This window comes from Nodosilinea sp. FACHB-131 (assembly GCF_014695395.1).
GTDB lineage: Bacteria > Cyanobacteriota > Cyanobacteriia > Phormidesmidales > Phormidesmidaceae > Nodosilinea.
Genome location: NZ_JACJOF010000027.1, coordinates 34,437 through 57,267, shown reverse-complemented (window position 1 = coordinate 57,267; position 22,831 = coordinate 34,437). Strand labels below are relative to the sequence as shown.

General features: G+C 55.7%; 20 protein-coding genes, 2 tRNA genes and 1 other RNA gene. 13 read left to right on the top strand and 10 right to left on the bottom strand.

Features of this window, described 5'->3' with window-relative positions; genetic code table 11:
• Window positions 1–22 precede the first annotated feature (22 nt).
• The 5 genes from H6F75_RS16645 to eno all read left to right on the top strand — a co-directional run bounded on the left by H6F75_RS16645 (window position 23) and on the right by eno (window position 6,519).
• Entirely contained in the window at window positions 23–1,432 is a 1,410-nt protein-coding gene (locus tag H6F75_RS16645; protein ID WP_190753585.1) for a hypothetical protein, read from the top strand.
• A 338-nt stretch (window positions 1,433–1,770) separates the two neighbouring features.
• Window positions 1,771–2,889, top strand: coding sequence for a saccharopine dehydrogenase NADP-binding domain-containing protein (locus H6F75_RS16640; protein ID WP_190753584.1), 1,119 nt, complete (start codon window positions 1,771–1,773; stop codon window positions 2,887–2,889).
• A 428-nt stretch (window positions 2,890–3,317) separates the two neighbouring features.
• Window positions 3,318–4,175: a hypothetical protein gene (locus H6F75_RS16635; RefSeq protein WP_190753583.1), complete on the top strand. Its 858-nt coding sequence runs from the start codon at window positions 3,318–3,320 to the stop codon at window positions 4,173–4,175.
• A 98-nt stretch (window positions 4,176–4,273) separates the two neighbouring features.
• The gene (locus H6F75_RS16630) at window positions 4,274–4,708 is read left to right on the top strand and encodes a DUF2188 domain-containing protein (protein WP_190753582.1); all 435 of its coding nucleotides are present in this window, start codon (window positions 4,274–4,276) and stop codon (window positions 4,706–4,708) included.
• A 512-nt stretch (window positions 4,709–5,220) separates the two neighbouring features.
• On the top strand, window positions 5,221–6,519 hold the full coding sequence (eno, locus tag H6F75_RS16625; protein ID WP_190753581.1) for a phosphopyruvate hydratase: 1,299 nt from the start codon (window positions 5,221–5,223) through the stop codon (window positions 6,517–6,519).
• A 221-nt stretch (window positions 6,520–6,740) separates the two neighbouring features.
• Here the strand turns inward: eno and H6F75_RS16620 are convergent, their stop codons facing one another.
• On the bottom strand, window positions 6,741–6,947 hold the full coding sequence (locus H6F75_RS16620; protein ID WP_190753580.1) for a hypothetical protein: 207 nt from the start codon (window positions 6,945–6,947) through the stop codon (window positions 6,741–6,743).
• 93 nt (window positions 6,948–7,040) lie between these two features.
• Complete coding sequence (locus H6F75_RS16615) at window positions 7,041–9,215, bottom strand: prolyl oligopeptidase family serine peptidase (protein WP_347710666.1); 2,175 nt, start codon at window positions 9,213–9,215, stop codon at window positions 7,041–7,043.
• Window positions 9,216–9,363: 148 nt separating this feature from the next.
• Between H6F75_RS16615 and H6F75_RS16610 the strand changes: the two genes are divergently transcribed.
• Together H6F75_RS16610 and H6F75_RS16605 are read left to right on the top strand one after the other, a co-directional pair.
• Window positions 9,364–11,769, top strand: a complete 2,406-nt coding sequence (locus tag H6F75_RS16610) for a CHAT domain-containing protein (protein ID WP_199303987.1) — start codon at window positions 9,364–9,366, stop codon at window positions 11,767–11,769.
• A 56-nt stretch (window positions 11,770–11,825) separates the two neighbouring features.
• Complete coding sequence (locus H6F75_RS16605) at window positions 11,826–13,130, top strand: YegS/Rv2252/BmrU family lipid kinase (protein WP_190753579.1); 1,305 nt, start codon at window positions 11,826–11,828, stop codon at window positions 13,128–13,130.
• Window positions 13,131–13,768: 638 nt separating this feature from the next.
• Here H6F75_RS16605 and ssrA read toward each other — a convergent pair.
• Window positions 13,769–14,172: a transfer-messenger RNA gene (gene ssrA / locus H6F75_RS16600) on the bottom strand.
• A 414-nt stretch (window positions 14,173–14,586) separates the two neighbouring features.
• Here ssrA and H6F75_RS16595 point away from each other — a divergent pair.
• A complete protein-coding gene (locus H6F75_RS16595) occupies window positions 14,587–15,018 on the top strand; it encodes a hypothetical protein (RefSeq protein ID WP_190753578.1) in 432 nt (143 codons plus the stop codon).
• Window positions 15,019–15,175: 157 nt separating this feature from the next.
• On the opposite strand, the gene rpmA is transcribed toward H6F75_RS16595, so the two are convergent.
• Both rpmA and rplU read right to left on the bottom strand, forming a co-directional pair.
• Window positions 15,176–15,445 (bottom strand): 50S ribosomal protein L27, encoded by a 270-nt coding sequence (gene rpmA, locus H6F75_RS16590; RefSeq protein ID WP_190753577.1) that lies wholly within the window; start codon window positions 15,443–15,445, stop codon window positions 15,176–15,178.
• 53 nt (window positions 15,446–15,498) lie between these two features.
• A complete protein-coding gene (rplU, locus tag H6F75_RS16585) occupies window positions 15,499–15,885 on the bottom strand; it encodes a 50S ribosomal protein L21 (RefSeq protein ID WP_190753576.1) in 387 nt (128 codons plus the stop codon).
• A 469-nt stretch (window positions 15,886–16,354) separates the two neighbouring features.
• Here rplU and H6F75_RS16580 point away from each other — a divergent pair, with 469 nt between their 5' ends.
• The 4 genes from H6F75_RS16580 (at window position 16,355) to H6F75_RS16565 (ending at window position 19,921) form a co-directional block, all read left to right on the top strand.
• Window positions 16,355–17,188, top strand: coding sequence for a GDSL-type esterase/lipase family protein (locus tag H6F75_RS16580; protein ID WP_190753575.1), 834 nt, complete (start codon window positions 16,355–16,357; stop codon window positions 17,186–17,188).
• Between the two features lie 116 nt (window positions 17,189–17,304).
• Window positions 17,305–18,354 carry a DUF4268 domain-containing protein gene (locus H6F75_RS29035; protein ID WP_190753574.1) on the top strand — a complete coding sequence of 350 codons (1,050 nt, stop codon included), beginning with the start codon at window positions 17,305–17,307 and terminating at the stop codon, window positions 18,352–18,354.
• Between the two features lie 53 nt (window positions 18,355–18,407).
• Entirely contained in the window at window positions 18,408–18,887 is a 480-nt protein-coding gene (locus H6F75_RS16570; protein WP_190753573.1) for a YchJ family protein, read from the top strand.
• Between the two features lie 107 nt (window positions 18,888–18,994).
• The gene (locus H6F75_RS16565; protein ID WP_190753572.1) at window positions 18,995–19,921 is read left to right on the top strand and encodes a lysophospholipid acyltransferase family protein; all 927 of its coding nucleotides are present in this window, start codon (window positions 18,995–18,997) and stop codon (window positions 19,919–19,921) included.
• A 120-nt stretch (window positions 19,922–20,041) separates the two neighbouring features.
• Here H6F75_RS16565 and H6F75_RS16560 read toward each other — a convergent pair.
• The 3 genes from H6F75_RS16560 to H6F75_RS16550 form a co-directional block, all read right to left on the bottom strand.
• Window positions 20,042–20,113: transfer RNA gene (locus H6F75_RS16560), tRNA-Thr, on the bottom strand.
• 13 nt (window positions 20,114–20,126) lie between these two features.
• Window positions 20,127–20,208: transfer RNA gene (locus tag H6F75_RS16555), tRNA-Tyr, on the bottom strand.
• 85 nt (window positions 20,209–20,293) lie between these two features.
• Window positions 20,294–20,674, bottom strand: coding sequence for a DUF2203 domain-containing protein (locus H6F75_RS16550; RefSeq protein ID WP_190753571.1), 381 nt, complete (start codon window positions 20,672–20,674; stop codon window positions 20,294–20,296).
• A gap of 114 nt (window positions 20,675–20,788) precedes the next feature.
• Between H6F75_RS16550 and H6F75_RS16545 the strand changes: the two genes are divergently transcribed.
• The gene (locus H6F75_RS16545; RefSeq protein ID WP_190754154.1) at window positions 20,789–21,094 is read left to right on the top strand and encodes a DUF6439 family protein; all 306 of its coding nucleotides are present in this window, start codon (window positions 20,789–20,791) and stop codon (window positions 21,092–21,094) included.
• 64 nt (window positions 21,095–21,158) lie between these two features.
• Here H6F75_RS16545 and H6F75_RS16540 read toward each other — a convergent pair whose 3' ends face one another.
• The gene (locus H6F75_RS16540; RefSeq protein ID WP_190753570.1) at window positions 21,159–21,608 is read right to left on the bottom strand and encodes an ATP-binding protein; all 450 of its coding nucleotides are present in this window, start codon (window positions 21,606–21,608) and stop codon (window positions 21,159–21,161) included.
• A 499-nt stretch (window positions 21,609–22,107) separates the two neighbouring features.
• Complete coding sequence (gene nblB / locus H6F75_RS16535; protein ID WP_190753569.1) at window positions 22,108–22,770, bottom strand: phycobilisome degradation protein NblB; 663 nt, start codon at window positions 22,768–22,770, stop codon at window positions 22,108–22,110.
• Window positions 22,771–22,831 lie beyond the last annotated feature (61 nt).

Sequence of the window (22,831 nt, the reverse complement as noted above, 5' to 3'; positions counted from 1 at the left end):
TGTGCTCCTAGGCCGCTCATCCATGGTTAAGTTTAAGCCTTACTTTGAACGCCATTATCCCCACCTAGAGCGTGTTATCGCCATCATCGCTCTCGTCAATTTGGTGCTGGTCGTTTTCGATATAACCTACCTCAATCTGCGGCCGGTTTATAGGCAGTATTTATCTGCCGTTACGCAGGTCTATGACCCAGTTAAAGGTATCGAGGCCCATCCTCTAACCGAGCGTTATTCAGCTCAGGTTGGACAACTCAAAAACCAGCTTGAGGAGGCTGGGCTACGATCGCAGCCCACCCAAGATTCGCTATCGGATTTGCAGAACCTCAGCCAGCAACTGTCGACAGAGCGCGCCTTTGCTGAGCCCCACGGTGACCTTGCCCTGGTTGCCATTCAGCAAGCCCTGCGATCGCGCACAGGCCAGTCCTCGGCCCAAGATGCATTCACCCAATTTTGGAGTGCAGACTACCTCGAACAGGCGAGTTGGCAAACGGAGCTTGAGTTTTGGGACCGCCAAATTCAGCCCTTTTTTCGGGGCAACTATTACCGCACCGTCAACCGATGGGGTGCACCAACAGACCATTTCTGGCTGATTGATCTGCCGTTTGTTCTCATTTTCGCGGTAGACATTTTGGCGCGCATCAATGCTACCCGGCGGCGCAACCCGGATCTAACTTGGGTAGAGGCTAGCCTACGGCGATGGTATGACCTGTTCTTGCTGCTGCCATTTTGGCGCGGGTGGCGAGCTTTGCCGGTGGCGCTACGCTTGTATCAAGTGGATTTGCTAGCGCTAGAACCGGTGCAGGCTGAGGCGCAGCGGGATGTAATCGTAACGGTTGGGGCTGACATCGCCGGTATTGCCGGCATTGAGATCATCGAGCAACTTCAGGATTCGATCCGGCAGGGAGAGCTGCTGAATTGGATCGCCTTAATTGACCCAGTGGCTGACTCTGAAAACTCAGTTGATCTAGTGGCTGAGGAAGAGATCACGGCGATCAGCAGCCGCCTCTATCAGGTTGGGGTAGACAACATCTTGCCCCAGGTTCAACCCGACATTGAAGAGCTGGTGCAGCACAGCATTGCCAGAACCCTGGAGCAGATGCCAGGATACCCCCAGCTCAACTATCTACCGGGTTTAGAACAGGTGTCTGTGCAGATGATTAAGCACTTGTCTCATTCGGTAGCCCAGGGCCTTTATCGCAGTGTTGCGGGGAGTTTGCTAGACGCTAGAGGCGCAGAAATTACCGCTCGCCTACAGCACAATCTGCGAGAGGCGATCGCCAGTGAACTGAGTCAATACAATACCCGGAAAGAAATTGAATCAAGGTTGGTCAGCGCCCTAGACAAGTTCAAAATAAAGTATGTAAAGGCCCTGGCCGAGGCCGGTGGCGAGACGCTAGCCAGCCATACAGAGCTCTTGCGTAAGCAGCTAAGCTAACATTGCTGCTCTCAGAAACCTTTGTATTCAAGCAGCTATACCTTTGATCCCCTAACCTATTCCCTCCCAGGTAAGAGGGTGAACAGGTTGAGAAACCTTAAACTTTTAAATATTGTTCAACCACGAGCTGACCAATCTAGAGTTGGTCAGGCTTGGAATGGTGCCAGTGTGAGTTTGAGGCTGCCTTATTGCAAAAATAGATTGATAGCGATATTTCACGGACAGCCTTAACGCAGTTATCAAAAGATGCTAGTTGAAAAGTTTTGCTTAGTTAGTTTTTAACTTCCATTCCTCTAAAACTTTTGGTAGCCACGAATTGCAGATATTAACCACAAATTATGCAACGAGTACTAATTATCGGCGGCTGCGGACGGATCGGCGGCAGTATTGCTAAAGACATTTTGGCTCACACTGACGCTGAAGTGACAATTACCGGGCGCAACCCCCAACTGGGTACCGCTGCCTTAGAACGCTTGGGTTCCAAAGTGCAGTTTCAGCTGTTGGACCTGACGAATCAACCGGAGGTGGAAACAGCGGTCTCTAAGGCAGATTTGGTCATCCATTCGGCTGGCCCTTTTCACTACCGAGATGTTGGTGTTTTGCAAGCCTGTATTGATCAGGGGGTCGGCTACACCGACGTTAGTGATGAACGCAGTTTTACCCGCAAAGCCCTGGCCCTGCACGCCGAGGCCGAGGCTGCTGGGGTGACAGCCGTCATCAATACTGGGGTATTTCCTGGTATCTCAAACAGCATGGTGCGCCAGGGGGTCGAAGCCTTAGACAAAGCGACCTCGATTCAACTGAGCTATATCGTTGCTGGTTCTGGTGGTGCTGGCGTGACGGTGATGCGAACCACTTTTATTGGTTTGCAACGCCCCTTCGAGGCCTGGCTGAACGGTATCTGGCAATCGGTTAAACCTTACTCAGGTCGGGAAACTTTGGAGTTCCCGGCTCCCTATGGCAAGGCCAATGTCTACTGGTATGACATGCCCGAGTCGATTACTCTACAGCAAACCTTTCCGGTAGATAATGTCATTACAAAGTTTGGCGTAGTGCCCGACTTTTATAATCACGCTACTTGGGCAATGGCCAACTGGGTGCCACCATTGGTGCTGCGCAACCGGCAAACGGTAGAATTTTTAGCCCATGTCAGTCATTCTATGACTAGTGTGACCGATCGCTTTAGCGGTACTGGGGTGGCTATGCGCTGTGACATCAAGGGGCAGCAAGGAGGCCAGGATGCTCACTATGTCAGCACTTTTGCCCATGAAAGCGCTGCGATCGCTACTGGCCTAGGCACAGGCAGTATCGCAGAGCTGATGCTAGCGGGTAAGCTCAACCGTCCTGGCGTGTATCCAGTGGAGCAAGCGCTGTCCACAGATCTATTCAAAGCAACAATGAATTCTCGCCAATTGGAGATTCACGAAAACCTACGCCAGGCTGAAGTGAATGTCTGAATTTCTATAGAGTATAGGGGCTAGTTTTTGCCCACTGCGCATGTGACAACGCTCCTATAAACAATGATTTTTGGCTGAATGCGATCGCATCACCTGTCGAGCCAACGCTCCGGGTGGTAGTACGCCACCCTTCAGAGTTCAATCCTGAAAATGTGTATTCATAGGCGCTGATTTAATTAGTGCCTATGAACACAATTTTCTGCTCCTGAGTTTTGAGAACAGGGAGTATATCGAAAGATTTTTTGAATCTACCTATCTATAGATCGTCGGACCATCTCATTCTTGAGGTTGAGGTTGATAGTGCAAAGAAAAAATTAATGTCTAGTTAAGTAAAGATTTTTTCTTGTTCCCAGTAAAAGGGGATTTTTATGTATCGGCCAGACAAGGTACAGGCTTACTTGACATCCATCAGTGAGGGCCCTTCTCCTGTGGAAGATGCTCTAAAGCGCAATATTTTTAAGTATGGTTTGTGGCTTCTAGCAATTCCGGCGATTGTTTATGGAGCAGTCGATCGCGGTTTGGCCGCCTTTTCCAGTCCTGTCCTTGATGTGACCAATATTTCCTATTGTTTAATAGGGCTAGTTATTCTACTGGGCTGGATTTGCATTGGTTTGGCTGAAGATGTTCCCGCCATGATCTCTATGGAGGAGGCCAAGCAGATCAAATCTGCGATCGCCCCAGCCTCAGACTACATCGCTCAACAGACCTACCGGCTACCGTTTCCCTACCTATGTCAGGTTTACCACCTGCTCAATGTTCAACATTTGGAAGACATTCACCGATTTAGCTTGGGAAATTTAAAGGTAGTCAAGGTCAGCGATTTTCAAAAAACCGAAGAGGGCGGCAAGATTTGCTTCGAAACGATGCTGGATTCTCCCTTTAACGTTCTTCGGTTGTGGCGAAATCCAGTTGTTGAAGTGGAGCTAACGATTCATTCGCCTCACCAGATCGAGCTAAAAGTACCAGCTTACGGTCAAAAGTTTATTCGCGTTCTCTTTAATGTGGTGCCTCTCAACGCTGAAGAACACCACCTATCGATTCAAATGTTTAGCAACTTGGCATGGCCTAAGGAATTGCTTAAAGCTATGCTAATTCTGGCTTCTAGCCTTACTCTTCTAGAGGACCTGCCCTATCTGAGCCATCTAGCTAGACGCAACTATGATCGGCTGTTCAGCCAAGCCTCAGAAAAACGGCGATCGAGCCAAGCTATGCAGCTCTTTCACCGCTATGTCGATCTTTACAACGACTCCTGGAAACATCGACAGTTACAGCTACTAGATTACTAACTTGATGATTTGATGAAGTCACTCTTTGGACAGTTGAAGCTTATTAAAAGCGGCGCGAATCTAGAGACAGGTGAAATCTAGCAGACTTTGCAGTAAAGATGCCCTGGACCTACGAAGACTATCCAGCCTCTATGAAGAATCTGACCGCCGAGGTGCGGCGGAAGGCGATTGATATTGCCAATGCTTTATTAGGCGACGGATATGGAGAAGGTCGGGCGATCGCGATCGCCACCGCCCAATCAGAAAAATGGGCCAAACGCCGCCATAAGCAAATCGCCAAGAAAAATACCGGCGGCACTACAGGTCAGGCCGTTGCTGCCGACGATGAAAAAGGCAATGAAGAGCCCATTCACGTTTTTGCTGACCCGGAAGAGTCGGGCTGGATTGCGACCCAAGGCCGAAAGCGGATTGCCCAGGGAAGTAAAAAAGCAGATGTGGTAGAGAAAGCTAAGGAAGAAGCTAAAGCCCAAAAGACAGAACTCTGTATTCACAACAAGCAGGGCGATCTCATTGAGGAAAGAGACTACTCCTAATATTGCTTTAGCTAAATCTAAAACAATCTCTGCCACTCGACATTTCTTTGGCCTTCAAACTGCTGATAGGTTTCGGCCGCCGCTGAGTTGATAGAACTCAGCGGCGGCCAATACGCTACGAGATAGCCAGCGCCATCCCCCAAAAACTCCTTAAATACCAAGGCGTCTGCTGAGCAGAAGAATGCTTATGGGATTCTAAGCATTCGTGAAGTCTTAATCTGATGCCAGTACTATGCAGGGGCATTAGCAATGCTATCGAGATACTGTCGGCCGTGATTTTTATGGAAACGGTTCCTAGTGGGTAGAGGTCGCCCAATCGGTGTGGTGGGGCTTTAAGCCGTTGCGCCGAAACGAATCGACTCGTCGCGCTGACTGCCCAAACGGTGGTCGAAGTGACGTCAGAAGAGGGCTTTCACCCGGTAGGATACTACAGGATAATTTAACGCTTCAGCACGTGCGCCCTCAATGGCGGGGTGGCAACGGTCTATGGAATTACCAACGGAGTAGTGGTTATGGTCGCAATTACATCGGTTCACGGTAGGCAGATTTTAGATTCACGGGGCAACCCCACAGTTGAAGTCGATGTAGTGCTAGAAGGTGGGGCTAAGGGTCGGGCTGGTGTGCCTTCTGGAGCATCCACCGGTATTCGCGAAGCCCTAGAACTGCGGGACGACGACAAAGCCGTCTACGGTGGTAAAGGGGTGCTCAAAGCTGTAGCCAACGTCAACGACACCATTGCCCCAGCCATTCTCGGCATGGATGCGATGGATCTCGCCGCTGTAGATCACAAAATGCTGGCTCTAGATGGCACCGACAACAAGGGCACCCTGGGCGCTAACGCCATTTTGGGCGTGTCGATGGCAGTGGCGCGGGCGGCTTCGATCGCAGCCGATATCCCCCTCTACGTCCATTTGGGTGGACCCGACTCGGTGCTGCTGCCGGTGCCCTGCTTCAACATCATCAATGGCGGTGCCCATGCCGACAACAGCGTCGATTTCCAAGAATTTATGATTGCTCCGGTGGGTGCGCCGACCTTTTCTGAGGCGCTGCGCTACGGGGCCGAGGTCTACCACGCCTTAAAGTCGGTGCTGAAGGCGGCGGGCTATAGCACCGCCATTGGTGACGAGGGCGGCTTTGCCCCCAACCTCAAGAGCAATGTGGAAGCGATCGAGGTAATTCTCAAGGGCATTGAGAAAGCCGGTCTGCGGCCTGGAGATGACATTGCGATCGCCCTCGACCCCGCCGTCAGCGAGCTGTACCAAGAGGACGGCAGCTATCTGTTCTACAAGTCCGACAACAGCCGCAAGTCCACCGCTGACATGATCGATCTGTGGGAAAGCTGGGTTGGCCAGTTCCCCATTGTGTCGATTGAAGATGGTCTCGGCGAGCAGGATTGGGCGGGTTGGCAGGCCATGACTCAGCGGCTGGGCGATCGCATTCAGCTGGTCGGCGACGACGCCTTTGTAACCAACCCCGCCATTATTGCCCAGGCGATCAAAGACGGCGTTGGCAACTCGACCCTGGTCAAGGTCAACCAAATCGGCTCAATTACCGAAACCCTCGAAGCCATCAAAATGTCCCATGATGCAGGCTATACCTGCATGGTCAGCCACCGCTCTGGCGAAACCCCCGACGACTTCATTGCTGATTTAGTGGTGGGCGCGATGACCGGCCAAATCAAGTCCGGTGCTCCCTGCCGAGGCGAACGCTTGTCGAAGTACAACCAGCTGCTGCGCATCGAAGAAGAACTGGGTGCCAAAGCTCAATACGCCGGTCTCAACACCTTCAAGCGCAAAACTCTGGCCGCCTAGAAACGCCCAACCATCCGCCAAGCTCCCGTTTGCGTGAGAGGGACGCTTGAACCCCGACTGCCGTGGCCCTGCTGCGGCAGTTTTTTGCGCAACGTCTACTAGGTTGGTCGGCTGCGATCGCCCAATGGCGGCAACCACAGCAAAAGAACGAAGAGGAGCCAAAAAAATCCCGGCTGAGTAAAGCCGGGATACCATGCCCTCCTAGTCCGAACATCGGACTTCTACGAATCGCTTGAGCTGAGGTCATCTGGCAGCTCACACTGCCCGGCCGGTCCCACGACTCTGATATAGCCTCCCCCATTCTGCAATTCCATCTCAAACTCCCCCTGAAATTCAGACAGCACCAGCGCCACTAGCGCCCCGATCAACACAAACCCCGCCGCCGCTGCCACCCCTTTCAAACCCCGCTGAAACGCTTCACTTAACATCTCCGCCCCCTCGACAATGCCTAAACAACCCTCTAGTGCTTAGTAGGCGTTGGTGAGCAACTGAGACAGCGGGCTAGGTACAGTTATCCTGGCCTAAGGCTCCAAATATTGCCGAAAAAACTCGATTTGCAGCTGGGCTGCTAGGGGTTGATGGCCCGACCCATAGAGGCTGTGCCCTACCCCCTGAAACTCATAGAGGGTAACGGGCACTTCTGCCCGCTCAATCACATCGTGGAAGTTGCGAGCTACATCGACCTGCAAAAAATCTTCAGCCCCGTGGAACAACAGCGTGGGGGTGCGAATCGATGCCGCATTGTAAAGCGGCGACGTCTGCAGGTAGGTGCTAGGAGCTTCCATCGGCGTTTGCCCCACCAGGTACGACAGCAGCGACGAATAGCCCAGCTGCCACTCCGTCAGCGTGTCGAGCAGCGAGCACTGGGGGTTGGCCGCCGCCGCCAACTGTGGGTATTGGCTGGTGAACTGGGCTGTGTAGTAGCCTCCGTAGGAGCAGCCCGTGATCCCCACCTGGTCGGCGGTTGTCCACCCCTGCTGGATCATTTGGCGAACGATCTCGGCCCCCTCTTGGAGGTCAAGCTGGCCAAAGTTTTGGTTGTCGGCCAGGGCCCGGTAAAACTCAGGGCCAAAACCCTCGCGCCCCGACAGCGGCACCACCAGCACCGCCAGCCCAAAGTTGGGCAGCAGATTCAGCGGCATTTCGACCTCGGTGGCAAACTCATTCGCCATCGAGAAGCCCGGCCCCCCCTGTTGCCACACTACGATCGGCACCCCTTGGGGCGGAAAGGCGCTGCCCGCGGGTTGAATCAGAAAGCCTTGACGATCCCCTTGAGCAGTGGTAAAGCTTACCGGATCCATCCGCACCCGGTTGCTGCTAGCAACGGCCTCGTTGATGGTGGTAAGCGATCGCGGCTCCGACTCGCCATCAGGCGTGAGTGCAAACAACTCCGGCGGCTGCGTCACCGATGAAAAGCCGTAGACCACGGTGTCGCCATTCTCACTGGCAACAATCGATGCCGCATCCACGGACCCCGGTGGCAGCGGCAGGGGAGTGAGGGTGCGCTGGTTTAGGTCGTAGACATGCAGGTGGCGGTTGATGCCCTCGGTGCCCCAAAATAGCAGACGATCGCCGCCCAAAAACTGCCCTCCCGACTCCGTTGGCCCCCGCAGGGCGTCAGCCGCGATCGTATCCACCACCGTTCCCGCCAGGTCATACACCTCAAAGTAGGCCAACTCAGGAAACACGTAGGAGGGATGCTCCCGGCCCGCCACCACGCTTGGCCGATAGCGCTTGAGCAGCAGCTGTTGGCCATCGGGGCTGAGGCTGGCTCCGGCAAAGGGGTCGCCACCGTAGGCGGGGGCCGTTAGCTCTAGGCGCAGCGGTTCAGATTGGGTGAAGTCAAACACCCGCACGGTGCTGTGCTGGTGAAAGGGGTTATCCGCCGGATCTAGGCGACCCAGGGCATCTTGCACAACGGGTTTGGCCAAGCTGGGAGTGTTGGGGGTGCGATCGTACAGGCGGCGTTCCTCCCCCGACGACATCACTAGGGCCACCTGATCGCCGCTCTCCGACCAGGCCAGCGGCTGAATCTGTAACCCCTCGGGCAGTTTGGCTACCTCCACCCGGCGCAGCGACGGCAAAAACACCACATAGATGGTGTCCTCGTCTTCGCCATAGACCCGCAGGGCAAACTTAGAGAAGTCGGGGGCCATGCCCAAGATTTCTCCCTCTTCGGGCTGAGTGGGATAAACCTGGGTGCGCGATGCGATCTCCGTCACCCGATTGACACTAATAATTTCCCAGGGGCCATAGGGATCCTGCTGCACAAACCGTAGGGTGTCGTTGCTGATCCAGCGCAGGGGCAGGTCGGGACTGACCATGTCATACTCCAGGGCGAGAGCGTCGCTCAAGGCCCCGGTGCGCAAGTTGAGGAAGTGCAGACTGCGATCTTCTGTAAAAATGCGGCTACTGACGGCCACCACCAGGGTAGAGCCGTCAGGGCTGAGGGTGCTCAGCACCTCAATCTGCCGCACCCCAAGCAGGGCATCGAGTCGGGTCTGTTCAGCCTCGGACAGGGGTGGCACCTCAAATCCGTCCAACTCCACGGAGATAATCTCTCCCCGCCCTGGAACTGCCGCTAGCAAAGCCATGTAGGTGGCTAGGGTGAGCGATCGCAGCATCGCGGCTTTAGGAGAGCACCGGCGGCTCAACCCACTGCCCCAACCACCAAAATTACGCCAGGAATTCGTCACCGAGGCCCTGTAATTAAAGACAAGCCATCATAGCGCCATCCCCATACCTCACGGGCGATCTAACCAGAGTTTGTTAACAACCCCGCCGCCCCTCTCGCCGAGAGCAGCCCAGCGAGCTACCGTGAAAGAAATTCACCCCCTACCGCCCGTGACCCAGGCCGTGACCCAGGAATTTCAGCTTTCGATCACCCCCCTGGGGCCAGACACCTACCTGCTGCGCACCGAAGATGTGGCCCCCGGGGTACCCTTGGCCGAGGCTCAGGTCACTTGGCCCCTAGCAATCTGGCTAGCCCAGGCCGAGGCCTTGTTTCAGGATCCCCTACAGGCCCTGCTCACAGCCTCTACTGCCCCCGACCCTTGGACTGAGCTTGGTCAAACCCTCTATCAGGGCCTGTTTCAAGGGCGCATTCGCGATAGCTGGGTCGCTGCCCAAGGGGTTGCTCAAAACCGGCGGCAACCCCTGCGGCTGCGCTTAGGGTTTAAAGACAGCCGAGTGCAGCGCCTACCTTGGGAACTGCTTTATGGCGACGATCGCCCCCTAGCCACAGGTCTCGACGTGACCCTGTGCCGTTATTACCAAGCCCAGACGGTCAGCGATCTGGCGGCCATGGTGCCACTCTCTCCCGCCCGCGATCCTATCCGCCTACTGGTGATTATCTCGGCCCCCAGCGATCAGGAGCGCTTGGCCCTGCGCCAGGAGGTGCAAAGTCTAATTGATAGTCTTCAAGCGACTCGGCCCGGCTATCTAACCTTGGACCTGACGATTTTAGAACAGCCGGGACGGCCTGAGCTGGCCCAGGCCCTGGAGCAGGGCAAGTTCCAAATTCTTCATTATGCCGGCCATAGCGAAGCCGGCGATACTGGCGGTGATCTGTTTCTAGTCAATCGTCAGACCGGTCTGACCGAAAGGCTCAGCGGCGAAGACCTTGCGGGTCTGCTAGTCAACAACGGCGTTCGCCTGGCGGTGTTTAACTCCTGCCGCGGGGCCTACACTCCCCAAGATGATGCTCAGGCCGGCTGGCGTGACCAAAACCTGGTGCAGGCCCTAGTGAATCGGGGAGTTCCCGGCGTCATTGCCATGGCCGAGCGCATCCCCGACGATGTGGCGCTCACCTTTACTCAACTGCTTTATCGCAACCTGCACCAGGGCCACCCCATCGATCTATGCCTCAGTCGGGTGCGCCAAGGGCTGATGTCGGCCTACGGATCAGATCAGCCCTTTTGGATGCTGCCGCTACTCTACCTGCGTCCCGACTTCGACGGCTACCTCTACGCCCATGACAGCGCCGCTGCCTCAGAAAGTGGCTTTAGTGATGCTGACCTAGCCGAGGCTGCCCTGTTGCTGCCTGACTACAGCACCGACCCCGAAATCTCGAGTTTGGCGGCAGAGGTTTTTACTCAGCAGGCTAGGGATGTCGCCACTGACGGCGCTGCCCCACCCCTCTACGACTGGCTGCAAGATCTAGAGCAGCCCGAGCCTGCCGATACCGCTGTGACTAATCTGGTGCAGCGGTTGTCTCAGCCCCAACCCTCAAGTAATGGCAGCGGACCAGGCTCCGATCGCCCTCTGATCGCCGATCCTGACGAAAGCCTGCTACCCCAGACCCAGCCCAGCCCTACGCCACTGTACCCCCTGCCCCCAAACCCAAACGCTACTTCAACTGCCGAACTTGTGCCGCCGATGACTTGGGCGCTGCCTCGGCGCTGGTCGGTGTCTCCTAATTTGCTGGTGTGGGGTAGCTTGGGTCTAGCGGGGTTAGGGGCAGTGCTGGGGCTGGCCACCATCACCCTGACCACCGTCAACCGCCCCCCGGTGAGCGACCCGGTTGAAGTACCGGTGGCCAGTGACGCTGGCGGGATCTCGTCTGCTGCCAGCCCGGCGCTGTTGTCGGGTGCCCTAAATGCGATCGCCCTAGGGCGTACCGACACCGCCCGCACCCTGATCGAACAGCTGCTCGATCGCAACGACCTGACCACCGCTGAGTCAGCGGTGAGCGCTATCGCTGGGTCACAGCTGCTCGACCCAGACCTTGCCTATGTACGGGGGCGACTGGCCTGGCAGCAAATGGTCGCTAGCAGCGTCGCCGATACCTCCCCCAGCGATGCCCTACGCGCCTGGACCCAGGCCACTGAAGGTCGCCCCGACTTTCTTGAGGCCTGGGTGGCGTTGGGGTTTGCCCACATGGCTCTAAATGACTATGACCAGGCCACAACAGCCTGGCAACGGGCGATCGACATTGACCAGCGCCAGCGGCGCGACATTAACCCCGACGATCCCCAGGTGGCCGTTCCCGTAACGGTCAACGCCTACGCGGGGCTGGCTCTGGCTTACCACAAGAATAGCGAGCTGGCCATTGCCGCTGAAGAGCAGGCCCAGCTCCGACAGCAGGCCCAATCTTACTTCGCTCAGACCCTGGCCCTCGACTCCACTATGGTTAATCCCAATGCCTTGTCCCTCAACTGGCGGTGGTCGCCAGCTCTGATTGGCAGTTGGCAAACCGCTGTCAGCCAGCTAGCCGTTAGCAGCGGCGGCGCAGTAGGGACCAGTAACTGAGCTTTTCTCACCGGCTAAAGCGGGTGTTAGCATGATTAGACTACTGAGAATCATCTATGCCCAGCACTCTCGCGATTCTGGCCCATCCCACTCAGGCTACCGCCGTCCTGGATTGGCTCTCAAAGCATGAGGGGGTGTTGACCCACTTTCAAATTATGGCCCCGGCAGAAATGGCCCGAGGCATTGAGCAGGGTTGGGATCTACAAAAAATAGAGCTAGTTGCCCTCAAAGAATCTAACCAGGGGGGCGATATTGAGCTGGCTGCCCACATTCTTGCCGGGGAGGTGGCAGGGGTAATTTTCTTCACTGACCCGGAGGCGCTTGCCTTCGCCTTTCCCAGTTTTTCGCTGGTGCTGCGAGCTTGCCAGCTCCAGGGCATTCCCGCTGCCCTCAACGCCATGTCGGCCACACTGCTGCTGCGGGGCATTGCCGAAAGCCAGATTGCCTACCTGATCTTTAACCCGGTTGCCGGTCAAGGCAACCCCAATACCGATCTTGCCCTAATTAAAGAGGTGCTCGAGCCTCAGATCTTGGTCAACGTAATCATGACTAAGCCTGAGATTGATCCGGCGGAGCAGGCCCAGGAGGTGATCGCCCACATTCGCTCCAAAACTGAGCACGACATGGGCCGCAGCCTGATTATTGCCTCCGGTGGTGATGGCACGGTGTCGGCAGTCGCCGGAGCCACAATCGGGACAGGTATTCCCCTGGGTGTGATTCCACGGGGCACCGCCAACGCGTTTTCGGTGGGCTTGGGTATCCCCACCAACCTGCGCGCTGCCTGCGAGACGATTTTGGCGGGCAACACCCACATAATTGATGCCGCCCGCTGCAACGATATTCCTATGATCTTGCTGGCTGGGTTGGGCTTTGAGGCCGGTATGGTCGATGGGGCAAGTCGCCAGCTCAAAAACGAGCTGGGTAACTTGGCCTACGTACTTTCGGGGGTGCGACAACTGGCCGCCGCTGAACCCTTTACCGCCACTCTTGAAATTGATGGCGAAGTGACGACGGTGGTTACAACCGCCATTACTGTCGCCAACGTAGCCCCACCCACCTCTGTACTAGCCCAAGGGTTAGGGGAGGTGATCCCTGACGACGGCCTGCTAGAGATTACGATTGCCACCAGCACGACTCGGCTCCAGGGCATCAATGCCCTGGCGTCTCTAGTCGCGGCGGCGGCCTGGGGTAACCCAACCCAACGGGACGACATTACCTGCCTACGGGCTCGCCGCATTAAGGTAACCACCGACCCGCCGCAAAAACTGGTGATCGACGGTGAGATTTTAGAGGCCAACCCAATGCTGTTTGAGTGCCTGCCCGACGCGCTCACGGTATTTGCGCCCCTCCAAACGCTCTAGCCGTTCCAAGGGCATGGCAGCAACGGGCAGCTAAAGGATCTGACCCGTGAACTCATTGGATTGGTACCAAGCGCCAACCCTAGCTACAGAAACGCGCTTTGGAGGTGCGATCGCCTACGGCAAACGTCCATCGGGCCAAAACCGGTTCGACGTAGGGGCACTGCAGTGCAATGCCCCTACCAGAAGATTTCGCCTGCCAAAGTGTCCAACTGGATTGACCGCTGCAATAGCCTAGTTCTCTTGACTGAACCGCGCTACAGGCTATATCTAGCAACTGAGGAAATCTAAATAGAATTTAGGGTTAGGGGCTTGGGTGTCGCTCAGGCCGATACTCCCGCAGCCAGCAGCGTTCTAGGTAGCGCACTTGGTGCAAATACCAAAACCGCCAGGGATTAAGTACGGTTTTGTAGTTGCGACAAAAAACTGGTTGGTGAAGATAGGGCAGGATGGGAAACCGCATTGTTCTAAATAGGATGATCAATAGTGACGAAGCTGGCTAGCATTCGCTCAAGGTCTTGTTTCAAGGGCAACACAGCAGTCAGCCGGGACTGCTTCCTCAGTATAGGCAGATGAAAAAAGAGACCCAACATTGGGTCTCTCAGATGGAAAGATAATTAATAATCGAACACAGAATTTGAAGATGGAGCTGACGGGAGTCGAACCCGTGTCCGCTTTAAGTATTAACACACCACTCATTCACAGGCTTAGCCCGTCTAATCCTCAGGGCCGGAACCGCCACTTATCCCGGACGGCGGGATTCTCTGGCTAAGTCTTAGTCAATGAATCCACCAGAGGAGAATCATTGAAGCATCCGTTGGGGTTTGTTCATAGCTCTTAACGGAGTCAAACTATGAACGCTCGCTAACTAAGTTAGAACTAAACTAGGTTTAGGTTAAGCGGCAACAGGTGCAGCTTTACGAGCAAAAGGAACGATGTTGTTCGCATTTACGTTTGTTTTGAGCCTTGATTTACGAGAGTAGACTCACTCTCGGCCTGTATCACAGCGTGACTTTCGTCAAAACGTCGAAACCGTTACAGCCCCACGATATTGCTTACTCAATCATTATAGATCATTGATTTGGATGATCGGTATTTTCCCTGTTCCCTAAATGGCGTTAGGGGGATGGAATAGCTGCTGAGCGGCCCTGTGAGTGCGATCGCACCACAAATATTCTGCTCTCAACGTCTCCCTGGGGCAGAAAACCAACGATTCCTGCTCTAGCTTGGACCCCGTACAGCCTTGATTAGAAATCCCTTATGCCGCCAATAATCTTTCGTAAACTCGATGGTGTAGTCATCAAAGTATAATATTTGCTTAACGGTTCTGTTTCTGGCGGGGGTTGCCCACTGGCAGCGTGCGCCGAGGCAGGCTCTAAATTTTAATCACATCTCATAGTCAAAATCAGCATTTTGCCCCATGGGCAGCTGTTTGCAGCAATAAGGACTTCTTACCCCTATGACCACGACCAACGACTCTAGCAACGGTAGTGCCGATACCCCCGAAAAAGAACCAGCCCGCGCCACTCGGGGCCGCACTAAGCGTGCTGCTGCTGCCAGCGGCGGCATTGTCAAAACTAGCCCTGAGAACAGCGATGTCCTGGTGCTAGCCGACAACACTCGGGTTTTCGAAACCGACACTCTGCCCAACCACCGTCCCATTGCCCTAGACACCTTTGAGATCGTTGGCACTCTCGATCGCGCCGGAGTTCGCCCCATTGGTGCCAACACCTTTGAGATTTCCACTACTGACACTCTGCCGGGTCACCGCCCAGTGGCAGTGAGCACTCTGCATATTGCCGATATTCACACGCTGCCCGGCGATCGCCCCATTGCCAACAATGACGATGTGGATCCCCATCCTTCTATTTTGATGGGCTATTTAGATTAGCTAAACGTCGGGCTGCTGCTGCCCGAACGGATTGAGCTAAAAGAAATCCGTTTCTCTACGATCCCTCCAACAAAAAAGCTCCTCTAGTGAGGAGCTTTTTGTTTGGGAAACTATCTAAGCTGAATCAGCAGTTCCCTAGTCTTGAATCATCTCAGAGCTATACGGCAGCTACAGCAGCAGGATAAACGCTGACTTTCTTGCCGTTCTTGCCGCGACGCTCGAAGGTAACAACACCGTCTACCAGAGCGAACAGCGTGTCGTCACCACCGCGACCCACGTTGTTGCCAGGGTGAATTTTGGTACCCCGCTGACGAATCAAAATGTTGCCAGCGATTACGGCTTCGCCGCCGTAGCGCTTAACGCCGAGGCGCTTAGAATTTGAGTCGCGCCCGTTACGAGTACTACCTGTACCTTTCTTGTGAGCCATGGGTGTATTCCTTCAACCTACCTACTGTTTAATTTAGCGTGAGTGGGAGAGGCTTAGCTCTCGGCTTCGGCCTCAACCGTCGCCTGGGCAGGAGCGGCGGCAGATTCGCCGGCGATCGCCTTACCGTTCAGCTCAATGGAGTTAATCATGACTCGGGTCAGATCTTGGCGGTGGCCCTGCTTTTTGCGGGTTTTCTTCTTAGGCTGCATCTTATAGACGATCACCTTGCGGCCTCGCAGATGGCTGACTACGCTGCCCACTACGGTTGCCCCTTCAACTACGGGCTGACCTACCACAGATTCGCCGTCGTTGTTGATAAACAGCACCCGTTCTAGGGTGACTTGGTCATCTATATCTAGGGCTAGGCGGTCTACGTCATAGAAGCGACCCGGCTCTACCCGCAGCTGCTTTCCACTGGTTTCAACAATTGCGTACGTCATTCTTTTACCTCATAACCGCCGTACAGGTGCCAACGACCCTAGGACTGGGGCTCCGCTGCGGGAGGCGTTAGCCTTAGGAACCTGATCCGAGCGCATAAACACAGTCTTTCATTATTACGAGGCAGTTCCAGCTCTGTCAAGGGGTAAGTACAGCTGTCTGGGGCTGCGATCGCAGCGAATTTCGGTTTGCCCGTTGGCCTTGCTGCGTAGGTAGCCAGAGAATGCTGCCATTTCATCCTGATAGGCGACGGGCTGACCTGGAAAACGAATTGGGATGTTGAGGCACGTAGGTATGGATATTTGGTTATTAGCGGCCCAGTTAGCGTTAGGCGGCGGGGCGCTCCCCTTAGAAAGGGAGGAAAAGGCACCTCTCCACAGGAGCGATGTCGCAAATGCAGTTTTACCCTCCTTGCCTAGCCCAAACCTGTGTTCCCCTGCTGCCAGCCCTAACAATGTTGAGGCCTGCCCCATGAACGGGGGCGGTGTAGCGACGGCAGCCCCTGTGCAGCCGCGGTCAATGAGTGCTGCTGCCGCTCGCTGGCCCAGTCCCGAGCAGGTGATGACCCCTGGCCGCCGTCCTACCCTTCCCCAGGTGGACCCTAGCGCTCGCCCCGTTACCGGTGCGCAGCTGTACCAGTTTCGCACCGCTGCCCTCCAGGCCGGAGAACTCTATGCCCAGGTCGCTCCATACCGCTATATAACCCGATGGCAGCGGGCATTTGTCTCCCCGACCCACAGCGACTGGCAGTCGCTGCTAGCGGCGGAGGCGGCAGCTATGGCCCGCCGCCAGAGGCAGGCTCCACTAACCGTGATGGTGGGCGATTCGCTGGCGCTGTGGCTGCCGGTAGACGAGCTGCCCACTGACCAACTGTGGCTGAACCAAAGCATTTCGGGGGAGACTACGACCCACATGCTGGGGCGGCTGCACTATTTTGCCGACACCCAACCCCAAACCATTCACCTGATGGCAGGCATTAACGATCTCAAAGCCGGAGTGCCTGAGACTGAGGTGGTCGATAATCTCTATCGAATGATGACTCGTCTACAGCAGCAGCATCCCCAGTCGCGGTTGGTGGTGTATTCCATTCTGCCGACACGGCTGCAGGAGGTGTCGAGCGATCGCATCCAGCGCGTCAACCAACGCTTGGCAGCCCTGGCGGTTCACCAGGGGGCTACCTACGTGGATCTGTACACTACTTTCAGCGATCGCCAGGGGCTACTGCGGGTAGACCTGACCACCGATGGGCTACACCTGAGTTCCCGAGGCTACACCCTGTGGCAGGCGGCGCTAGTCAGCTATTAATTGAGTTCATATTTGGCTGCAACTCAGGTGAAACGCTGTCAGGATAGGGCATCGTTGTGGGTCGATGGCGCGCCATAATAGGATCAACAATTGCCCTTTGCCAGAGCGAATCACCTGTGCCTAAGCGAGCTGCCAAACCCAAGCTGGGACGACTGGAAAAACTCGACCCTACCGACTATTGGCAGACCCAGGCCGATTTTCAGCAGTGGCTCACTGAAGCAGAAACCCTAGACCTGTTGGGTGAAGCGGCTGGGCTGAGCTTAGACTTGCCAGAGAGTGGTCCCCCTCCTGAGCAGGGCTATGCCCTGCTGACCGAGACCGACACCGGGGCGCTGGTTCTGGTGGCAGCTCATTTGGAGGAGCCTGGCTTACCCGCTCTGGGCCAGCTACTAGGCTGGGCTGCTGCCGAGAATGCTGCCATGGTGATCTGGGTCGGCCCCGATTTTTCTGCGGCGGCGGCGCTAACCTTGGACTGGCTTGACCAAAGCAGTGAGGTCATGTTTTTAGGACTGACCGTGGAGCTTTGGCGGATTGGTAAGACCGCTATGGCCGCCAACTTTATACCAGTGTGCGGAGCGGTAGATGATAGTGAGGCGGATTCAGAAGCTGAGGACATTGAGGACGTTCCCCCCAAGGAGCCAGAACCGGAGCCGCTGACGCCTCTACAGCAGCAGAATTTAGAGTTTTGGAGCGGATTGTGCGATCGCATGGATCGCCAGGGCAGTTTGGTTAAGCCCGGTTCGCCCACCCCCGAGGCCACCATGGGCTTCGCCATCGCTCGAGCTGGGTTTCGCCTCAACGCCATTCTCGATCGCGACCATGGCAGCCTCTACACCGAGCTGCTGCTTTCAGGAATTGACGCCCAGCCCCACTTTCACCTGCTGGCCGAGGAGCGCGAGGCCATCGCCGACGAAATGGGCCTGCCCCTAATCTGGGACGGCACCGGCGATCAGGCCTGCATGGTGGCCAGCACCTTAGCCGAGGTGAATTTGGACGATCGCGATCGCTGGCCCGATTACCAGGCCTGGTTCTGTGACTGCCTGGAGCGGTTCTACGAAGCCTTCTTTGACCGCATCAAGCGACTCGATGCCAATGGCTATCAGCCCCTGCCCAAGCGGGCGGCTGTTACAGATACGCTGGTTTTGCCGGCGCGGCCGCGGGGGTAGGGGATGTGGGAGAGTGGGTGGGTAGATGGGTGGATGGGTGGGTGGGTTAGCGCATGATGGTAGGGGCTACGGATGGGTGTCCTTGCGGGAGTGGGGAGAGCTTTGGGGGGTGCTGTCAACCTTATCTAAGGGGTGAGGTAGGGGCACCGACGGCGGAGGCGCTGATGCGATCGCGCTATACGGCTTATCACCAGGGCGATATCGACTATCTGATTGCTACCCACCACCCGACCCAGCGGTATGGAGGCCAGCGGGCCGCCATTGGGCAGAGTGTGGCGACTACCACCTGGCTGGGACTGCGGGTGATCGCCACTGAGGCTGGACAGGCGGCTGACAGCAAAGGTGTTGTCGAGTTTATTGCCTACTACGCAGACCCTCGACCTGGTCAGGTGCATGAGCGATCGCGCTTTGTGCGGCAAAAACAGCGCTGGTTTTATCTAGATGGGGATGCTCTGCCTCCGGTGGAGCCCAAGCGCAGCGCTCCCTGCTGGTGCGGCAGCGGCCAAAAGTACAAAGCCTGCCATGGCCGCTGAGGAAAATTTGAAGAATTATCGGAACTTTAGCCATCCTCTGCGGCGACATTCCATACTCATGGCAATCCTGTCCTGACGTTTTGCCAGGATGCACCTGAACCGCTACTATGACCGACACCCTACAACCTGCTGAGCTAACCGTTGCCCTGACACCAGAGGCCATCGTCCGGGTGCGGGAGGGGGTAGCCACGTCACAAAACCCAGCGGTGCGCCAGTGCATTGCGATCGACCTGGCCGAGCTGAGTGCGATCGCCCAGGGCACCGCCGATTGGCGCGTCAGCGGTGGCATTCGCCGCTGGGTTATGCGCCGCTTTATCAAAGCCTGCTTTCGGGTGCGCATCGAGAACCCAGAGCATATTCCGACCGAGCCCAATGTGCTGACCGCCAATCACCTCAGCCATTTAGACCCGTTCCTGCTGCTGGCCTTTTGTCCCCCCACCCCCTACTACTACATCCTGGGCGATGCCCGTACCCTTTACAACAAACGCTGGAAGCGCTGGCTAATCGGCTGGGCCGGGGGCGTGATTCCCTTAGAGCGCTGGTGGAAGGAAGAAATGGCTGTAATGGCCGCCGCCGACAACGGGCAGGATGATCTCAAGCCCCTGGCCGCTGCCATTCGCGAACACGTGCCCAACGGCAGTTCAATTCAGCAAATGCGGCAAATCGATCAGGCCGTGCAGGCTTTACTGGCCCGTGGCGACGGCGTCATGCTCTTTCCCGAAGGTCGCTTGGGAGAACGGGAGGGGCACATGCATGCTCTGCGGCGCGGCACCGTGCTCTACGCCATGCGCTCGGGGGTACCGATCTATCCGGTGGCGATTATCGGCACCAAAATTCTCTACTTTCGCAAACAAATTACCCTGCGATTTGGCCCGGCTGTGCATGTGCCCCACCAAACCCGACCCAAGCGCGTTGCCATTGATGCCGCTCTAGCCGAGCTCGAACAAGCCTTTCAAGCCCTCTTGCCGTCCCATTACCAAGAGCCCCAAGGGCCGCAGCCCCTGCGCCACTGGCTAAACCATCTATTCTGGTAAATGATTGCCCTAATAAAATGAGGGTAGTTGAACGGGATCCAATCATTAAAGACTGGCGACCCAAACTCGTGACGGCAGTTTGCAGAGCAAAACTGCTCTGATCCAGGCAAAATCTTGGGAAGCCCTTAACGAGATTTGAACTCGTGACCTCTCCCTTACCAAGGGAGTGCTCTACCACTGAGCTATAAGGGCAAGTTGTCGTGGATGGGCCGGGCTGGATTTGAACCAGCGTAGGCGTAGCCAGCGGATTTACAGTCCGCCCCCATTAACCACTCGGGCACCGACCCGCTTCATCCACGATTTATAATCCTAGCATGGAAGGGGAATTACTTTTGGGCAACTTAAAAAAGTTCTGCCTACTTTTTTTTGAGTCTAGCGGGCGTAGACAAACCAGGCTAAAACCCAGCCCAGCAAAAGCCCCAGTCCGCCAAACCGCACCGCCTGCCAAAACGGTTCTTGCAGATGCTGCCACGACACAACTTGACTGGCCAGCTCCATCTCAAAGCTATCGGCGGCTTCCTGCAAATTCATCACTTCCTGGGCCGAGTGCTGGGCATCCTCCTGTGCCCCGTCTGCTTGAATCTGCTGAAGCTGTAGCAAATTTGAGACCCCGACCTTAAGCTGGTGTAGGCGTGCTTCTAGCCCCTCTAGCTGATGCATAAGTTCCGTAAGAGAGCGGGGCGCTTCGTCGGCACTGCTGCCTAGGGTGCCGCGCTGACTGTGATATCGCTTTTGTCGGTAGCCTGGTTTCATTGTGCAGAATAGAGAAATAGAGGTGTCTACCTAGCAGGACTGCTGAGGCAGGGTACATCTTCTAGTTAACCCCAACTGGTTTCAGTAACTATGGCTTTTTCGTTTGATCCGTCAATGACGCCCCAGGCGATCGCCCGGGCTGCTAAACCGGCTGCCGAGCTAACCGACCTGGAGTTGGCTCAAATCCTGGCGGAGCGCCTAGCCGTTAAGCCCGCCGACTGGCACCGACTCAGCCGCGATCGCCGAGTGCGGGCCGGCGAACAGCTAGCGGCGGCGCTAGTGTTTTTGCTCAAGCAAAATTCTGAGGAAGCTCTGGTGCGGGTTGAGCAGGCGGCCGGCTGGTTGAACCGTAGTCTGCAAGCGCCCCCCTGCCCTACCCACGGCGATCGCAAAACTCGTGTAGCCGAGCATGGCGACTAGCACCCCCAACCTAGCTGACAAAGCCAAATCGGCTTTTCACAACACTGCTGCTTAGCGAAATTAGTTAGCGAATGAGCGGTAGCCGACGAGGCTGCCGCACCACTTTACCCAAGTGCAGCTCTCGGCCCTCGTTGTACCAGGTTACCTGATCAAAGATTTGGTAGAGAATATAGAGCCCGCGACCGCATTCTCCAGGGTTAGAGGTGCAGTTGTCATCAACGGCTTCATCGCAGCTACAGGGATGGCTAAACCCACCTCCCTGGTCAGTGATCACCCACCATAGATGAGACGCTGATGTAGTATATTTAACCGAAATGCACTTAGCCGGATCAAGGCGATTGCCGTGCTTAGCCGCGTTGACAAGGGCTTCTTGCAAGCCTAAGCGTACTTCGGCCTGCCAGGCTGCAGGAACATCTCTTAGCAAGAGTTCTAGAACTGGCTGCAAATATAGAGTAGAGACAAAACTCAGGGTGTCCCACTTTTTCTGCTGTGCAGATGGAGAAGTTGCTATCACTCAGGCCATCTCCAATGTCTTGAGTTGAATATTGGTTGAAGACTCTGACTCGGAGTTCAGAGATTAATCAATAAAAACGAATGTGTAACAACCGATAAAATATTTATATTTTTTGTGGCTTGCCCAAAGCTGGCACTTGTGCAAACCCTCTAACAATACTTTCTCAAAATCTCTAAACCAAAACAGTAGTTGGTTTAGGAGCTTGTGAAAGTGAAATTGTTTTAGGTAGAGCACTACAGCCACTATTTCACTATAGCAAACTTTGCCAGGGCTTCGTCAACGGAAAGCATTTTTAGGGGCAAACCGCTATTTCAGCACCTGTTTACCTGCATAGAATGCCGATGAGCTGCCTATTTGAGCCTGCTTGCCTGGGCCGAGGCACACACAACTCTATCCATGCCAAACGCGATCGCCGCGGCATAGAAACGTAACCTGCCAGAGAGGTTGCGTCAAATCAAGTGACTTGAAAGCGTGAGTTTATTCTGGCAAAAGCCGTTTTTTAGAGGCCTAGGTGCTGTTGGGCCGCACTAGCGACAATGTCAGATGTATCGGTGGTGAGCTGTTGCAGCGCCGATGTAGCATCGGGCTCAGAAAACTGAGCCAGAGCCTGTACTAAGCGATGGCGCACCTGCCAGTCAGGATGAGTGGTGTAGTTGAGTAGCAGGGGTAGGGCACGGCGATCGCCCAGTTCGCCCAGAGCACCGATGGCCGCAGTGGCAATCAGCTCGTTGTCTGAGCTGAGGGCCTCTTGCAGAAGGTCGAAGGCCTGGGGCTCACCCAGCTCACCCAGGGCCGCGACTATGCTAAATTTCACTAGCCACTCGTCGGTGCTGTGGTAAAGCGTAGCTAGTTCAGGATAGGCACTTTTGAGCTTGAGCCCACCAATGGTGTCGGCTGCCGCCGCTTGCACGTCGGGATCAGGGTCTTCGGTCAGCGATCGCCGCAGCAAGGGCTCTACGGTGGCTATGTCTTGCTGCCCCAAACTGGCAATCTGGCTAATAGCGGCATAGCGCACTCGAGCATTGCCGTCGTTAGCCGCTAGTTGCACTAGCTCAAAGGCATCGGAGGAGTCCAATTCGCGCATTTGGTTGACCGCCCGCAGCCGATCCCCGTAGTCGTCGGAGTGGAGCAGTTCTCGAACCGAGTTTGGGGTAATAGCCATTTTTGTAGAGATAAATACAAATCTGCTCCCTCTACTATCGGCCATTTTGGGGATCGGCGAT

Excerpts from the sequence above, each read along its gene's own strand:
- H6F75_RS16640 (WP_190753584.1), top strand. The coding sequence starts at position 1,771 with ATGCAACGAGTACTAATTATCGGCGGCTGCGGACGGATCGGCGGCAGT.
- rplU (WP_190753576.1), bottom strand. The coding sequence starts at position 15,885 with ATGACGTACGCAATTGTTGAAACCAGTGGAAAGCAGCTGCGGGTAGAG.
- H6F75_RS16550 (WP_190753571.1), bottom strand. The coding sequence starts at position 20,674 with ATGAAACCAGGCTACCGACAAAAGCGATATCACAGTCAGCGCGGCACC.
- nblB (WP_190753569.1), bottom strand. The coding sequence starts at position 22,770 with ATGGCTATTACCCCAAACTCGGTTCGAGAACTGCTCCACTCCGACGAC.
- H6F75_RS16620 (WP_190753580.1), bottom strand. The coding sequence starts at position 6,947 with ATGTTAAGTGAAGCGTTTCAGCGGGGTTTGAAAGGGGTGGCAGCGGCG.
- H6F75_RS16545 (WP_190754154.1), top strand. The coding sequence starts at position 20,789 with ATGACGCCCCAGGCGATCGCCCGGGCTGCTAAACCGGCTGCCGAGCTA.
- rpmA (WP_190753577.1), bottom strand. The coding sequence starts at position 15,445 with ATGGCTCACAAGAAAGGTACAGGTAGTACTCGTAACGGGCGCGACTCA.
- H6F75_RS16580 (WP_190753575.1), top strand. The coding sequence starts at position 16,355 with ATGAACGGGGGCGGTGTAGCGACGGCAGCCCCTGTGCAGCCGCGGTCA.
- H6F75_RS16645 (WP_190753585.1), top strand. The coding sequence starts at position 23 with ATGGTTAAGTTTAAGCCTTACTTTGAACGCCATTATCCCCACCTAGAG.
- eno (WP_190753581.1), top strand. The coding sequence starts at position 5,221 with ATGGTCGCAATTACATCGGTTCACGGTAGGCAGATTTTAGATTCACGG.
- H6F75_RS16630 (WP_190753582.1), top strand. The coding sequence starts at position 4,274 with ATGCCCTGGACCTACGAAGACTATCCAGCCTCTATGAAGAATCTGACC.
- H6F75_RS16605 (WP_190753579.1), top strand. The coding sequence starts at position 11,826 with ATGCCCAGCACTCTCGCGATTCTGGCCCATCCCACTCAGGCTACCGCC.
- H6F75_RS16565 (WP_190753572.1), top strand. The coding sequence starts at position 18,995 with ATGACCGACACCCTACAACCTGCTGAGCTAACCGTTGCCCTGACACCA.
- H6F75_RS16595 (WP_190753578.1), top strand. The coding sequence starts at position 14,587 with ATGACCACGACCAACGACTCTAGCAACGGTAGTGCCGATACCCCCGAA.
- H6F75_RS16570 (WP_190753573.1), top strand. The coding sequence starts at position 18,408 with ATGATGGTAGGGGCTACGGATGGGTGTCCTTGCGGGAGTGGGGAGAGC.